The sequence below is a fragment of the Geminicoccus roseus DSM 18922 genome, assembly GCF_000427665.1.
GTDB classification, from domain to species: domain Bacteria; phylum Pseudomonadota; class Alphaproteobacteria; order Geminicoccales; family Geminicoccaceae; genus Geminicoccus; species Geminicoccus roseus.
Genome location: NZ_KE386572.1, coordinates 4,534,758 through 4,549,408 on the forward strand (window position 1 = coordinate 4,534,758; position 14,651 = coordinate 4,549,408).

15 protein-coding genes are annotated in these 14,651 nt (G+C 66.9%); 2 read left to right on the top strand and 13 right to left on the bottom strand.

Annotation, left to right across the window (positions count from 1 at the left end; genetic code table 11):
- Nucleotides 1-9: 9 nt before the first annotated feature.
- From GEMRO_RS0122420 to GEMRO_RS0122480, 13 genes are all read right to left on the bottom strand, one after another.
- The gene (locus tag GEMRO_RS0122420) at nucleotides 10-1,467 is read right to left on the bottom strand and encodes an ABC transporter substrate-binding protein (RefSeq protein WP_027135797.1); all 1,458 of its coding nucleotides are present in this window, start codon (nucleotides 1,465-1,467) and stop codon (nucleotides 10-12) included.
- Between the two features lie 56 nt (nucleotides 1,468-1,523).
- On the bottom strand, nucleotides 1,524-2,567 hold the full coding sequence (locus GEMRO_RS31260) for an NAD(P)-dependent oxidoreductase (RefSeq protein WP_035485834.1): 1,044 nt from the start codon (nucleotides 2,565-2,567) through the stop codon (nucleotides 1,524-1,526).
- Between the two features lie 2 nt (nucleotides 2,568-2,569).
- Entirely contained in the window at nucleotides 2,570-3,400 is an 831-nt protein-coding gene (locus GEMRO_RS31265; RefSeq protein WP_051329372.1) for an HpcH/HpaI aldolase family protein, read from the bottom strand.
- Nucleotides 3,400-3,723: a putative quinol monooxygenase gene (locus GEMRO_RS31270; RefSeq protein WP_051329373.1), complete on the bottom strand. Its 324-nt coding sequence runs from the start codon at nucleotides 3,721-3,723 to the stop codon at nucleotides 3,400-3,402. Before GEMRO_RS31270 ends, GEMRO_RS31265 begins: the two co-directional genes overlap by 1 nt.
- The gene (gene nanR / locus GEMRO_RS0122440; protein WP_027135798.1) at nucleotides 3,720-4,484 is read right to left on the bottom strand and encodes a transcriptional regulator NanR; all 765 of its coding nucleotides are present in this window, start codon (nucleotides 4,482-4,484) and stop codon (nucleotides 3,720-3,722) included. The genes GEMRO_RS31270 and nanR overlap by 4 nt, the downstream gene beginning before the upstream one ends.
- Before the next feature lie 245 nt (nucleotides 4,485-4,729).
- Complete coding sequence (locus GEMRO_RS0122445) at nucleotides 4,730-5,059, bottom strand: MliC family protein (RefSeq protein ID WP_027135799.1); 330 nt, start codon at nucleotides 5,057-5,059, stop codon at nucleotides 4,730-4,732.
- Nucleotides 5,056-5,976, bottom strand: coding sequence for an SMP-30/gluconolactonase/LRE family protein (locus GEMRO_RS0122450; RefSeq protein WP_027135800.1), 921 nt, complete (start codon nucleotides 5,974-5,976; stop codon nucleotides 5,056-5,058). Before GEMRO_RS0122450 ends, GEMRO_RS0122445 begins: the two co-directional genes overlap by 4 nt.
- A 157-nt stretch (nucleotides 5,977-6,133) precedes the next feature.
- The gene (locus GEMRO_RS0122455; protein WP_027135801.1) at nucleotides 6,134-7,153 is read right to left on the bottom strand and encodes a Gfo/Idh/MocA family protein; all 1,020 of its coding nucleotides are present in this window, start codon (nucleotides 7,151-7,153) and stop codon (nucleotides 6,134-6,136) included.
- Nucleotides 7,150-8,220 (bottom strand): ABC transporter permease, encoded by a 1,071-nt coding sequence (locus GEMRO_RS0122460; protein WP_027135802.1) that lies wholly within the window; start codon nucleotides 8,218-8,220, stop codon nucleotides 7,150-7,152. Before GEMRO_RS0122460 ends, GEMRO_RS0122455 begins: the two co-directional genes overlap by 4 nt.
- Nucleotides 8,217-9,749: a sugar ABC transporter ATP-binding protein gene (locus GEMRO_RS0122465; protein WP_027135803.1), complete on the bottom strand. Its 1,533-nt coding sequence runs from the start codon at nucleotides 9,747-9,749 to the stop codon at nucleotides 8,217-8,219. Before GEMRO_RS0122465 ends, GEMRO_RS0122460 begins: the two co-directional genes overlap by 4 nt.
- Complete coding sequence (locus tag GEMRO_RS0122470) at nucleotides 9,746-10,399, bottom strand: DUF2291 family protein (protein ID WP_027135804.1); 654 nt, start codon at nucleotides 10,397-10,399, stop codon at nucleotides 9,746-9,748. Before GEMRO_RS0122470 ends, GEMRO_RS0122465 begins: the two co-directional genes overlap by 4 nt.
- Before the next feature lie 86 nt (nucleotides 10,400-10,485).
- Nucleotides 10,486-11,427, bottom strand: coding sequence for a D-ribose ABC transporter substrate-binding protein (locus GEMRO_RS0122475; protein ID WP_027135805.1), 942 nt, complete (start codon nucleotides 11,425-11,427; stop codon nucleotides 10,486-10,488).
- Nucleotides 11,428-11,490: 63 nt separating this feature from the next.
- Nucleotides 11,491-12,318 (bottom strand): phosphogluconate dehydrogenase C-terminal domain-containing protein, encoded by an 828-nt coding sequence (locus tag GEMRO_RS0122480; RefSeq protein WP_027135806.1) that lies wholly within the window; start codon nucleotides 12,316-12,318, stop codon nucleotides 11,491-11,493.
- A gap of 167 nt (nucleotides 12,319-12,485) precedes the next feature.
- On the opposite strand from GEMRO_RS0122480, the gene GEMRO_RS0122485 reads away from it, so the two are divergent.
- Together GEMRO_RS0122485 and GEMRO_RS0122495 are read left to right on the top strand one after the other, a co-directional pair.
- Entirely contained in the window at nucleotides 12,486-13,280 is a 795-nt protein-coding gene (locus GEMRO_RS0122485; RefSeq protein ID WP_027135807.1) for a 2-keto-4-pentenoate hydratase, read from the top strand.
- 226 nt (nucleotides 13,281-13,506) lie between these two features.
- Complete coding sequence (locus tag GEMRO_RS0122495; protein WP_157505703.1) at nucleotides 13,507-14,622, top strand: TRAP transporter substrate-binding protein; 1,116 nt, start codon at nucleotides 13,507-13,509, stop codon at nucleotides 14,620-14,622.
- The last annotated feature ends 29 nt before the right edge of the window (nucleotides 14,623-14,651 follow it).

The following is a 14,651-nucleotide window of genomic DNA, read 5'->3' on the forward strand; positions in this document are numbered from 1 at the left end:
TCCGTCACCTCAGCTCTTGGGCGGGTAGGCGTTGGGCTTGGACGCCCAGTCCTGGTAGGCCGCCTTCTGCTTGTCCAGGCCGACGCGCTCGGTGGTGGCGTCCCACTGCGCCGCGACGTCGTCCAGGATCGCCTGCGGGTCCTCGCCCGACCAGAGCCGCGAGATGCCCTGGCGGATCGACTCCTCGTAGCGGTCGGTCTGCAGGATCGACAGGTCGAGCAGGCCGGTGTTGGCTGCCTCCTGCAGCGCCGCCAGGTATTGCGGCGCCTCTGGCCAGCGGCTCTTGTATTCCTCGCTGGTGAAGTGACCGTCGCGGAACGGGTCGCGCAGCGCGAAGGGGAGCTGGACACGCTGGACCGAGATGTCGCGCGAGTTCAGCCACTGGATGAAGAGGTAGGCGGCGTCCTTGTTCTGCGAGGAGGCCGAGATCGACAGGGCGAAGCCTGCGGCCAGTTCGGGATGGCCACCCGGGGTGACCGCGTAGCCGACCTTGCCGGCGATCGTGCTCTTCGGCACCCAGTTCAGCGCCGCCTCGTCGGTGCCGTAGCCCGCCGCCCAGCGCCCGTAGGGCGGCCAGGAGAGGGTCATGGCGGTGTCACCCTGCAGGAACGCCGCCAGGTTCTCGACGAACCCGAACGTCTCCACGCCCGGCGGCATCCACTTGTTCTCCGCCACCCAGTCCGAGAATACCTTGACCCCGGCCGGCGAGTTCACCTGCGCCTTCATGGTGTCGGCGTCGAAGAACACGCCGCCCTCGTTGCGAAAGCGCTCCTGGAACATGAACTGGCCCTGGGCCGGGTCGCGGATGAACGCAGCGCCATAGGGCTTGCCGCCGGTCACCTCGGTGATCAACGCGCCGACCTGGTCGAATTCCTCCCAGGTCTTGGGCGGTACCGGCAGGTCGGAACCGTACTTGTCCTTGTAGGCCGCCTGGATCTCCGGGTCGCCCAGGATGTCGGTCCGGTAGTACATGATGAAGACGTCGCCGTCGTCCGGGAAGCCGTAGATCTCCCCGTTCACCGTCATCTGGTTGTCCCGGTAGACCGGGGCGATGTCCTGCAGCTCGTCGCGATAGTTGTACTTGTCGACATAGGCGTCGAGCGGCTCCAGGGCGCCCGCCCGCACCAGGTCCGGCATCCAGGCCGGGATCACGTTCAGCGCATCATAGGCGCCGGTGCCGGCACGGTGCTCCTGGAGGATCTTGGTGAACATCTCGGAGGTGGGCACCTCCACGACCTTGACCTTGATCCCGGTCTCCTTCTCCCAGAGCGGCCCGCTGAAGTTCAGCGGATCCAGCGCCTGCAGGCCCGCCTCCCAGACGATCGAGATCTCGGTGCCGGCGTACTGCTTGGCCGCCTCGACCGCCGCCTTCGCCGCCGATTCGGCGGCGGCGAAGGACGGCCGGGCGATCGCCGCCAGCGCGCTGGCCATCGCGGTGGCTTCCAGGAATCTGCGTCGCTGCATCATGTTCTTGTACCTCCCCGAAGTTCGCCGGCCCGTCGTTGCGGGCCGGCTCGTTGACCTCAAGCGAACGATGACTTGGCCTTGGCGAGCTTTTCCTTGAAGCGCGGGTCGTCCAGGACTTCCCGGTTGACCACGCCCCTGGGGCTTTCGCCGTTCAGCACCGCAAGCGCGCCCGCCACGTCGCCGGCGCCATTGCCGGCGAAGCACTGGTCGGTCCAGCACAGCGCGTGCGGCGACACGATCACGTTGTCGAGCTTGAGGATCGGCTCGTCCGCCGGCACCGGCTCGACCTCGAACACGTCCAGCCCGGCGCCGGCGATGGTGCCGTCCGTGAGCGCCCGGTAGAGCGCCTTCTGGTCGACGGTTGGCCCGCGCGAGGTGTTGATCAGGTAGGCGGTGGGCTTCATCAGCTTCAGCGCCTGCTCGTTGACGATGTGATGGGTCGCCTCCGACAGCGGCACCGACACCGACAGGTAGTCCGAGCGCTGGAACAGCTCGTCGAAGCCCACCAGCTCGACGCCCAGCTCCTTCGCCACCGCCGGGTCGGCATAGGGGTCGTGGGCGATCGTCTTCATCTCGAACGGCTTGAGCAGCCGCAGCGCCTCCGCCCCGATATTGCCGATGCCGAGCTGGCCGAAGGTCCGCCCGACAATGCCCATGCCCATGTGGGCCGAGCGGTCGTTCCAGCGGTCCTCGCGGGTCATCCGGTCCTTGATCAGGAGCTTTTGCGAGAGCGCCAGCACGAAGGTGACGATCGAGACCGCCACTGGCCGGCGGATCCCGTCCGGGGTGATCACCAGGGCAATGCCGTTGGCGGTGCAGGCCGGCACGTCGACGCTGTCGTAGCCCACGCCGAACCGGCATACCGCCGCCAGGCGGCCGTCCTTGGGCACGCTGGCGCCGGTGAATTTCGGCACCAGCAGGATCAGGACGTCATAGCCCTCCAGCCCCTCGGCCGGCATCACGCCGTCGACCGGATCGACATAGCCGACCTCGATCCGGGGATCGGAGAGCAGCGGGGAGAGATCGAAGGAGGGATAGGTGGGCGAGCCATCCGGCTTGCGGAAGTCGGAGGAGAGCGCCACCCTGAACTTGTCGGCCATCGTCACTTGCCCTTCTTCTTTTTCTTCGCCGGCTTCTCGGGAGCCGCCGGCGCCACGTCCGCACAGCCGGCGCGCAGCCCATCGATACCCGCCTTCACGGCAGCCTGATAGGTCCACACGTCGCCGGCATAGCAGAGGAACTCGAAGCCTTTGGCGCGATACTCGACCCCGGTCGCGACATCGGGCACCAGGCGACCCAGCTGCTTGCCGTGCTTGCGGCAGGCGGCGGCCACCGTGTCGATCGCGTCCAGGAAGGTCTTGCTCTGGAACTGGCCGGGTTCGCCCAGCGAGCAGGACAGGTCGAAATGGCCCACCCACAGGCAGTCGATCCCGTCCATGGCGGCAAGCGCGTCGGCATTGGCGACGCCTTCCTTGGTCTCGATCTGCGCGAACACCACCGAGCGCTGGTTCTGCGCCGCCAGCTTCGCCAGGACGTCGCCGCCGCGATAGGCGTCATGGGCGATGCCCAGCGCCACGCCGCGCTTGCCCTCGGGCACGTACTTCACCGCGTCCAGGATGGTGCGGGCCTCGTCCGGGGTCGAGACCATCGGCAGCATGATGCCTTCCGCGCCCATGTCCATGGCGCGGGCGATGTGCTGGTACTCGCGGGACGGCACCCGCACGATCGCGGGCAGCCGCGCCGCCTCCAGGTAGCGGATCGCCGACTTCACCGTCTCGAAGCCGAAGCCGGAATGCTCGCAGTCGAACAGCACGAAGTCGCAGCCGGCGTTCTTGAGGATGTGCCCGATCCCGGGCGTGGCGAATTCGACGACGAAGTGGCCGAACTTCGGGTCGTGGTTCTGGCACATCTGCCGGAGGGTGGGATCGCTCATCAGGCTGCTCCTGCGCTTGGCTTGCAATGTTCGCTCAGGTCCAGGAGATGGACCGTCGAACTGGCCACCATCGACGCGGAGCCTTCCTTGAACCGGATGTAGTGCGGCGTGGTGACGTGGTGGTCGAACGCCGCCCGGTCGTCATAGATCTCGTACAGAAATACCCTATCCGGCTGGTCGGGAGAGGTGGCGACGTCAAAGCGGCGGCATCCCGGCTCGTCGGCGACCGAGGCGCGGGCATTGGCGCCGACCAGTTCGGCGAATGCCTGCTCACTTCCCGGTCTTATCCGGAAGTCCACCAGGACCACCAGTCCTTGGCTCATCGCTTCTTTCCTTTTTTGTCCGTATTCCAGTAAAGGCCTGCCACCTCGGCCAGGTGGTCCGCCATCTCCCGAGCGGCGCGGTCGGGGTCGTGCGCGACAACCGCCTGGTAGATCCGCTCATGCGCGGCATAGGCCACCTTGAAGGCGTTGCTGCTGGTGAGGGTGACCCGGCGCTGCTCGGTGAGCCAACCGACCAGGGCCTCGTGCAGCGCCGTAAAGATCGGGTTCGCCGGGATCTCTGCGAGGCAGAGATGAAAGGCCACGTCAGTGCGGGCGAATTCGACCGGATCGCCGATCTGCTCGCGGTTGGCTTCCAGGGCGGCCGCAAGGGTCGCCACCTGCTCAGGCGTCGCCCGCAGCGCTGCCTGGCGGGCGATCCCCGTCTCGAACAGGGAGCGCGCTTCCTGGAAGTGTCGGACATTGTCCGGCTGGGCCAGCATCCGCCGGACCGGCAGGGTCATCTGCGAGACCACGTCGGCAGCACTGGGCGTCGCGATCCTGGCCCGTTCGCCGTTGCGGCGCTCGATCAGGCCACGCTGCTGCAGGGAAAGGAGCGCCTCGCGCACGGCCGGCCGCCCAACGCCGTAGCGCGCCATCAGGTCCCGCTCGGAAGGCAGGCTGTCGCCGGGGCCGAGTGTGCCGGCGGTGATGGTCGCCTCGATCCTGGCCGCAACTTCCTCATGCAGCCGGCGTGTCCTGATCGGCATGTCGACGCGGGCAGACCCTCGACCCGCGACGTCGGTGCTCGCTTCGCTGGCCACCGTTGTTCCTCCCCGGATGTCGCTGGCGGACATCGTTTGCGGCCGGGCGGCATCGGGGATGGTCATCCCTTCCTGGCCCCCGCTTGGCATGATTGTGAACCTGTCATACCAGTGGCGTCAACAGCCAGCTTGCAAGGTGCCGGCGTAGAATGGGGCAGGGGCTAGCAGCGGCCGTACGTGCGACCCGTGGCGGGCGCACGTACGGCATCGAGCTTGGCTATGGCTGCGATGTGGCGCTTGGCCGGTCAGGCAGGCCGCACGATGCAGTGGATGGTGCCGGCATCGTCCACGAACTCGGCAGCGTCGCCTTCCACGTGGAAGATCGTCGTCCCGGTCTTGTACTTGGCGCCCTGTTCCGAGAGGACGCCCCGCAGCTGCTTCTCTTCACCCTCGGTCTCGACCGTCACCGACTCCTGGCCCTGGAAGGTCGCCCGGAGCGACTTGCCGTTGTCGCAGTCATAGGTGACGGCCGAGCCGGACGCCGGGACATGCCGGTCGATGCCCTTGATCCGCTCGCTGCAGGCCGTGAGGGCGAGACCGCCCAGCAGGCCCGCCACCAGGATGGCCGCTCTCAAGGGACCTGCGCCCCGGTCACCGTCACATGGACGGCGTAGAGGGAGGTCGTGCCGCAGATATAGAGGCGGTTCTTCTTGAGGCCTCCGAAGCAGACATTCGCCACCACCTCCGGCACCAGGATCTTGCCGAGCAGCTGGCCGTCCGGCGCGAAGCAGTGCACCCCGTCGCCCGCGGAACTCCAGATCCGGCCCTCGGTGTCGAGGCGGAAGCCATCAAACAGGCCGGCGTCGCATTCCGCGAACACCCGGGAATTGGTCAGCTTGTTGTCGCTGGTGACGTCGAACGCGCGGATGTGCCGGGGCCCATCCGGCTCATGCGAGGCGCCGGTGTCGGCGACGTAGAGGATCTTCTCATCGGGCGAGAAAGCGATGCCGTTCGGCTTGAGGAAGTCGTCGGCGACCACGGTCAGGCTGCCGTCCTTCGGGTCGAAGCGGAACACGTAGCAGCCGCCATACTCAGGCTCGGCCTTCCAGCCCTCCAGGTCGGACAGGATCCCGTAGGATGGATCGGTGAACCAGATCGTGCCGTCCGACTTCACCACCACATCGTTGGGCGAGTTCAGCTTCTTGCCCTGGTAGCTGTCGGCGATGACGGTGATCCGCCCGTCCAGCTCGGTGCGCGTGACCCTGCGGGCGCCGTGCTCGCAGGAGAGCAGCCGCCCTTGCAGGTCGCGGGTGTGCCCGTTGGTGTTGTTCGCCGGCTGACGGTACACCGACATGGTGCCCTCCAGCCCGGAGAAGTCCGGCACGAACCGCATGATTCGGTCGTTGGGAATGTCCGAGAACAGGAGATAGTTGCCGTCCCGGAAGAACACCGGGCCTTCCGCCCAGGCGGCGCCCGTCCAGAGCTTTTTCAGCCGCGCATTGCTGTTGGTCAGATGCGCAAAGCTCCTGTCGAGCACGAGATATTCGCTCACTACCGTCGGCCTCCCTGATGACGTCGCCCGAAATCGTAGAAGGTTTTCCGAGGCTGTGGAATCGCCCTTGGGCGAAATCGCATGCCGGCGCGCCGCGGGAAGCTGCCCGGACGCACCGGGTTTACACGAACGAACCCGAGCGATGGGCGAGATGCTCTCAGGCGCGAAGGTCGACCGCGCTGCCCGTGCTGGCGCTCCGGTAGGCTGCATCCACCATCCGCAGCGTCTTCAGGTTGTCCCGTCCCGAAGTCTGCGGCTCGCGACCCGAACGCAGGCAGTCCACCCAGTGCGACTGGATCGCCTGCACGCTCTCCTGGATGTTGTGCCAGGGCCGCTCCGCCCAGGGCAGGAGGACCGGGGATGCGTCCAGCTCCCGGGTGCCGCCCGGGCCGTGGACGGTCAACCGGTAGCCCTCGGACAGGCGGATGGTGCCGGTGGTCCCGTCGACCTCGACCATGGTCTGGGGGAAAGGCTCGACCGGCAGCCTAGTTGCGTAGGAGCAGTCGACCACGCTGCTGGCCTCGCCATGCCCCAGCAGGATCGTCGCCACGTCCTCGCCCCTGATCGCCGGGTTGACCCGCTGGATGCGGCAGGCCAGCGAGGTGGCGTCGCCCATCACGAACCGGGCGATGTCCAGCGTGTGGATGCCCAGATCCTCGATGATGAACCGCTCGCCCTCGGCCAGGTAGGGCTGGCGGCTGAACACGTCGAAGCCGGAGCGGAAGGAGAACCGGCCGAAAAAGGGCTGGCCGATGGTTCCCTCGTCGATCAGCCGGCGGACGGCCTGGATCGGCGCCTGCCATCGGAAGTTCTCGTGCACCATCAGGGGCACGCCGGCGGCAGCGCAGGCCGCCACCATCGCCTCGGCGTCGGCCATCTCCACGGCGAACGGCTTCTGGCAGATCACCCCCAGGCCATGGCGCGCCGCCAGCTCGACCAGGGGCCGATGGGTGGGCGCGGTGGTGGCGATGTCGACGAAGTCGAGCTCCTCGCTCTCCAGCATGCGCGCTGCGTCGGTGTAGCGGCGGGCGATCCCGAACCGCTCACCGGATGCCTGCAGCCGGGCTTCGTCCCGGTCGCAGATCGCGACGATCTCGACCCCCTCGATCGCCGCCCAGGCGTGGAGCTGGTTCTGGGCAAAGAACCCGCAGCCGATCAGTCCACCCTTGATCATCATGCCCCCTTGGCGACGCGGGTCAGCGCCGCGCGTGCCTGCAGCCTGCGTTGTGCCTGATCGACCACCACGGCGGCGATGATCACCAGCCCCTTGATCACCGTCTGCCAGAACGAGCTGACGCCCATCATCACCAGCCCGTCCGACAGGATGCCGATCACGAACGCGCCGACGATGGTGCCGCCGATGGTGCCGCGTCCGCCCGACATCGAGGTTCCGCCGAGCACCGCGGCGGCGATGGCGTTCATCTCGAAGGTCTCGCCGGTCGCCGGGTGGGCGGCCTGCAGCTGGCTGGAGATCACCAGCCCGACGATCGCGGCGCACAGGCCGGAGAACATGTAGACGAACATCTTCACCCGGTTGACCCGGATGCCGGAAAGGCCGGCCGCGCGCTCGTTGCCGCCCACCGCATAGATGTGGCGGCCGAGCGGGGTCTTGGCGGCGAGGTAGGCGGCGCCCAGCGCCAGCACCACCAGGATCCAGATCAGCACCGGCAGGCCCAGGATGGTGCCGGCGCCGATCCAGGTGAACCCGCTGGTGCCGTAGGCCTCGCTGCCGGTCAGGTTCGGGAAGGTGCGGCCGTCGGACGAGAGCAGGGCGAGGCCCCGGGTCACGTAGAGCGTGCCGAGCGTGGCGATGAACGGCGTCACCCCCAGCCGGGTGATCAGGATGCCGTTGACCGCGCCGATGAACACGCCAAGGCCCAGCGTGATCAGCACGATCTCATAGACGTTGAAGTAGATGGTCCAGCCGAGCTGGGTGTCCAGCCCGTTCAGGAGCAGCCCGCCGGCGACCATGCCGGCCAGGCCCACGATGGATCCCACCGACAGGTCGATGCCGCCGGTGATGATCACGTAGGTCATGCCGATCGCCAGGATCGCGTTGATCGCGACATGCTTGCTCATCAGCACGAGGTTCGCGGCGCCCAGGAAATTGGGCACGGCCACGGTGAAGAAGATCAGCACCGCGAACAGCGCGATGAACGTGCGCAGCTTCAGGATCTGAAGCAGGACCGTGCTGCCCGACGAGTCGGGCTTCTGGGCGAGTGCGGTCGGGGAAGCGGCCATCAGTGCCTCGCGTGCGAATGGGACAGGCCATGCCCTTGAGCGGAAGCGGCGATCACCGCCTCTTCCGTCGCGTCCTTGCGGTCGAAGATCTGGATCAGCTTGCCGTTGCTCATCACGGCGATCTTGTCGGACAGTGCCATGACCTCCTCGAGGTCGGAGGTCGCGAACAGGATGCCCAGGCCGTCGGCGGCGAGCTTGCGCATGGTCTTGAACACGTCCGCCTTGGCGCCGACATCGATCCCGCGCGACGGCTCGTCCATCAGCAGGACCTTGGGGTCGGTCATCAGCGCCTTGCCGATCACCACCTTCTGCTGGTTGCCACCGGACAGGGATGAGACCTCGAAGGACGGGTCGGCCACCTTGATGGCCAGGTCCTTGACGAAGCGCCTGATGGCGCCGTCCTCGGCGTTGCGCCTGATGTGGAAGCCGGTCGTGAACTTGGGCAGGCTTGCCAGGGTGAGGTTGGTGGCGATCGACAGGATCGGAACCAAGCCTTCGCGCTGGCGGTCCTCGGGGATCAGGGCCAGGCCGTGGCGGATGCGCGTCGCCACGTCGTGCCGGGTGATCGGCTGGCCGTCGACGAAGATCGTTCCCGCCGAGTTCGGGTGGCGGCCCATCACGCAGTCGAAGAACTCGGTGCGGCCCGCACCCATCAGGCCGTAGATCCCGATGATCTCACCGGCATCCAGCTTCAGCGAGACATGATCGACCGCATAGCCGCCCGTGGCGCGCGGCAGGCAGATCCCCTCGGCCCGGAACACCTCCCGCCCGATCACCTCGTGCCCGACGGTCTTGGCGAAATCCTTGGCGTCCTGGCCGATCATCTGCCGGACGATCCAGGGGATGTCGACATCCTCCATGGTGCGGTGGCCGGTGATCCGGCCGTCGCGCAGCACGGTGATGTGGTCGCCGATCCGGATCAGCTCCTCCAGCCGATGCGAGATGTAGACGATCGCGACCCCCTGCGCCTTGAGGTCGGCGATGACCCGGAACAGGATCTCCACCTCGGCGGCGCTGAGCGCCGAGGTCGGCTCGTCCATGATCAGCACCCGCGCATCCTGCGCCAGCGCCTTGGCGATCTCGACGATCTGCTGCTCGCCGACCCGGAGTTCCTCGACCGGCGTGCGCGGATCGATGTCGTGCTCGAGGCGCTTGAGGATGGAAGCGGCGCGGCGCTCCTGCTCGGCATGGTCGATATGCCCGGCCCGGGTGATCTCGCGGGAAACGAAGATGTTCTCCGCGACCGACAGGTTGCCGAACAGGTTGAGCTCCTGGAAGACGATGCCGATGCCGTGCCTGGCCGCGTCGTCGGTGCTAGACAGATGGACCTCCTGGCCCCGGACCAGGACCTGCCCCTCGGTCGGCTGCTCCACGCCGGCGATGATCTTCATCAGCGTCGACTTGCCGGCGCCGTTCTCGCCGACCAGCACGTTGACCGCGCCTTCGTAGACCCTGAAGTCGGCGTTCCTGAGCGCCACCGTCCCCGGATAGACCTTGCTGACGCCTCGGACCTCGAGTGCCACCGCGCTCATTCGATCGTCGCCTCCACCGGCGTCACCAGCGGCGGCTCATCCGGCTTGGCGGCGGTGAAGACGCCCAGGAGCGTCATTCTCTTCCCGACCAGGTCCTCGCGCGGCAGCTTGGAAAGGACATCCTCGTCGGCCCGGCTGTTCAGCGCCTTGCCGTAGTTGGCATAGGTGATCTGGTTGCTGAAATCCTCGAACCGGACGAAGTCCAGCACGTCGCGGATCGAGGTGCCGCGGATCACGGGACCAATCTGCGCCACCAGGTCGACCTGGCCGTCGCCGTCCACGTCGACCCCCGCCGTGGCCGCCCGCGACTTCGTGTTGGCCTCGACGATCTCGCCGCTCGCCCGGACCACGATGTTCCAGGGCGTTCCTTCTTCCTTCTGCCGGTAGCCGTGCTGCCGGCCAGCCTCGTCGGGCGAGGCTTCCATCTGCGCCCGGACCGCCTCAAACTCGCCGGCCTTGCCCTGAAGATAGGGCAGGATCTCGCTGGTCCAGCTGGACGCCACGCGCTCCACCGGGTCCATGGCGACAGCGCCGCCAGCACCAGTGTCGGCCGGGACGGCGGAACTCTCGCCTGTCCGCTCGATCCGGCAGCCCGAAAGCAGGCTGCCGGCCAGCGCCAGGGCGGATACCATCAGCAGGGACGTGCGCATCTTATCCGGTCTTGACTGAGGCGGTCCGAAACGAAGCGACGCGGAGGCGGCCAGGTGGCACGCCCCCGCGTCCCCGGGTCGAGAGATCAGTCCTTCAGGCCGAAGGTCTCGAGCTTGTCGGCGTTGTCGGCGTTGATCAGGATGCAGTCCATGAGCTGCTTCTCGTCGACGCCGGTGGAGCCGGTCTTGATGTACTGGTCGGCCTGCTCGACCGCGAGCTCGGCCTGGCGGTAGGCCGGCTGCAGCACGGTGGCCTTGATGCCGCCCTTCAGGATGGAATCCCGGACATCGTTGCTGCCGTCGAAGCCGACCACGATCACGTCGGTCCGGCCGGCCGCTTCCAGCGCCGCCCAGGCGCCCATCGCCATGGTGTCGTTGCCGGAGATCACGCCCTTGATGTCGGGGTGAGCCTGCAGCATCGATTCCATCTTCTCGAAGGCCTCGGTCTGGCTCCAGTTCGCCGACTGCTGCGCGACCATCTCCATGTCCGGGTACTGGTCGATGACGTCGTGATAGCCCTGCGAGCGGATGCCCGCATTGGTGTCGGACTCCTTGCCGACCAGCTCGACATACTTGCCGGCCTCGCCCATCAGCTGGACGAACTCCTCGCCGCCGAGCTGGGCGCCTTGGTAGTTGTTGGAGACGATCTGCGACACCGCCACGCCCGTGGCGTTGATCTCACGGTCGATCAGGAACGACGGCACGCCGGCGTCCTTGGCCTTTTGCACGGCGGCCACGGTGGCGTCGGCGCCGGCATTGTCCAGGATGATCGCTTTGGCGCCGCGCGCGACCGCGGTGTCCATGAGCTGCGACTGCTTGTTGGCGTCGTCGTCATGGACCAGCACCAGGGTTTCGTAGCCCAGCTCCTTGGCCTTGGCGGAGGCGCCGTCGGCCTCGGCCTTGAAGAACGGGTTGTCGTGCGACGGCGTGATGATCGCGATCAGGTCGGCCGCCAGGGTCGAGCCCGTGGCGCCGACGACCAGCGCGCCGGCCATCGCAGCGGAAAGCAGCAACTTCTTGAACGTCATGAAAGACCTCCCCGGTCGCAAGTATTGCTCTTTGCTGACTTGGCTCTTTGCTGGAAGGCCGAATCAGGTGATCCGGCGGATGCTCGCCATGATCTCGTCTGGCTCGAACACCCGCTTCCAGTCGTCCTTCATCAGGACCGGCTTGCCGAACTCGATCGCCTTGTTGCAGGCGTCCGAGAACACGCCGTCCACCTCCTTGAAGATCACCGAGCCCAGGACATTCATGTGGCCGAGCAGGAAGTCACGGGCAGCCTCGGCAGGCACGCCGCGGGCAATGGCCTCGTCCATGGCTTCGCGCATCACCTCCAGGAGGGTCGCGCAGACCGTCTCCGACAGGCCGGGCTCCAGGATCGCCATCTGCTCGACCGTCACCCGGTGGGAGCGCATCACCGGCTTCCAGATCACCTTCGCGACCGCCTCGCCGACCGCGTAGTGCTCCTCGGGCCCCTGCATCAGGGCGCTCACGATGTGCTGCTTGGCGGCGACGCCCCCGAAATGGTCCTTCTTCGCGGCCGGATCGGTCTCGTCGTTGAAGATAGGCGGGTGGCAGGGATGGGTGACGAAATAGGTGATGTCGTCCCGCTTGGGCAGGTGCCCGGCATGCGGCGCCGCGGCATCCAGGATGATCACGATCGTGCCAGGGACGAGCTTGTCGATGATCCCGCCGGCGACCTTGCCGATCGCCGTGTCGGGAACCGCCAGGATCACCACCTCGGCATTCTGGAGGGCGGCGTCGGCGGAAACGCTTTCTACGCCAAGCTCGGTCCGCAGGCGCTCGCGTCCGGCGTCGCTCACCTCGACATGGCGTACGTCGTAGGGCGACCCGACCAGGTTGCGCCCCAGGCGCATGCCCATTTTTCCGCCCGCACCGAACAACGCGATGGACGTCATCTGCTCCCACCTTCCCCGATCGATCGACAACCCAATGCCGGTAAAGCTAGGTGGCACTGGTATGATGAGTCAATGATCTGATGGGGCTAGGCAGCATGGAAACGATCCTCCCCCTTGCTTCCTCCCGCCAGGAGCAGGAAGGAAGATGCCCACAGCGGAGGTCGGGCATGGACGAGATGGTGATCGAGACGGCGGCGACGCAGGTGGCGCAGGCACGCCGCCAACGGACGGTCCTGGCCGGACTTCCAGGCATCGCACCCGGCGACATCGCCTCTGGCTATCAGGTGCTCCAGAAGGCCAATGCCATGCTGGTGCCGGATCTGGGTCGAGTGGTGGCCTACAAGATCGGGGCGACCAGTCCTTACATGCGGGACTATCTCGGGGTGTCCGAACCGGTGTTCGGGGAAGTGTTCGCCTCCACGGTGCAGTTCGTGAACGGGCAGGTGCCCTTCTCCCGGTTCCGGCGCCTTGGGATCGAGACGGAGATCGCCGTCGTCCTCGGCGCGGATCTGACCGCGACCGAGGCCCGCCACGACCGCGCCTCGGTCGCCGGCGCCATCGAGAGCATCCATGCATGCGTGGAACTGGTGGACGACCGCTACGCCGACTTCCGGACGGTCGGCCCAGCGACGCTGGCCGCCGACAATTTCTTCGGCGCCGGCTGCGTCGTCGGGCGCTCGCGCGGACCGGGCTCGATCGAGCGGCTGGATCGCCTGGGGGCGCGCACGATCCTGGACGGCCAGGAAGTGGCGAGCGGCACCAGCGACGCGCTGCTCGGCCATCCGCTCGATGCCCTGGCCTGGTTCGCCAATTGCCGGGCACGGCTTGGTCTGCCGGTACCGGCCGGTACCCTGGTGACGCTCGGCTCGATCACCCCGGTATTCTGGCTCGACCGCCCGCTCACGGCGCGGATCGAGATCGAGGCGCTGGGCGCCGTGGACGTGCATGTCGAGGCGGGCTGACGGCCGCTGATCCGGTCGCTTCGCCGGGGCCGCATCCGCCTGGATGCCCGCGATCCTGCTGGCGATGTTCCAGACGCTGATCCACCTGCGGATCCAGGAATACGGGGCTTGGCAGGCCGTATCTCCGTCGGGAAGCTGACGTTCTCCGGGCGTCCGGTGCGATCTGGTTGCCACCTCCGATCGTTACTCTAATAGTCGGCGCAGTCGCACTTCAGGGACGGTAGTTATGACCACGAAGATCAGACGCCGTGGCGTCGTGGCCGGGGCCGGACTGGCCACGGCGGGATTGGCGGCAGCCGCATCCAGCTTCCCCAAGCCGGCGATCGCGCAGAGCGCGCCTGAGGTGAAGTGGCGCCTGACGTCGAGCTTTCCCAAGTCGCTCGATACGATCTATGGCGCCGCAGAGCTGTTCTCCGAATCGCTCTCGGCGGCGACGGACGGCAAGTTCAGCGTCCAGGTGTTCGCAGCCGGCGAGATCGTGCCGGGTCTGCAGGCGGCCGATGCGGTGACCAACAGCACCGTCGAGATGTGCCACACCTGCTCTTACTACTATTTCGGCAAGGACCCGACCTTCGCCTTCGGAACGGCTGTCCCGTTCGGCCTCAACAGCCGTCAGCAGAACGCCTGGATGTACGACGCCGGCGGCATCGACCTCCTGAACGAGTTCTATGCCCAGTACAATTTCCTGGGCTTCCCGGGCGGGAACACCGGCTGCCAGATGGGCGGCTGGTTCAGCAAGGAGGTCAAGACCGTCGAGGACATGAACGGTCTGAAGATGCGCATCGCCGGGCTCGCCGGCCAGGTGATGTCCAAGCTGGGCGTGGTTCCGCAGCAGATCGCGGGCGGCGACATCTATCCGGCGCTGGAGAAGGGCACCATCGACGCCGCCGAGTGGGTTGGCCCGTATGACGACGAGAAGCTCGGCTTCTACAAGGTCGCCAAGTTCTACTACTACCCGGGCTGGTGGGAAGGCGGCGCCATGCTGCACTTCTTCATCAACCAGGAGAAGTGGAACGAGCTGCCGCCCGCCTACCAGGAGGCGTTGAAGAACGCCGCGGCTTCGGCGAACCTGGTGACGCAGGCCCGCTATGATGCGCGCAACCCACGGGCGCTGAAGGGGCTGGTCGCCAACGGGGCGCAACTGCGGCCCTACAGCCAGGAGATCATGCAGGCCGCCCTGGAGGCGGCGCAGGAGGTCTACGCCGAGACCAGCGCCAGCAACCCGGCGTTCAAGAAGATCCATGACAACATGATGGCCTTCAAGAACGACGAGTATCTGTGGTTCCAGGTGGCCGAGTACGCCTTCGACACCTTCCAGATCCGGTCGCGCTCCAAGAGCTGAGCGTCACCTCAGGGATTGCATGTAAAGAG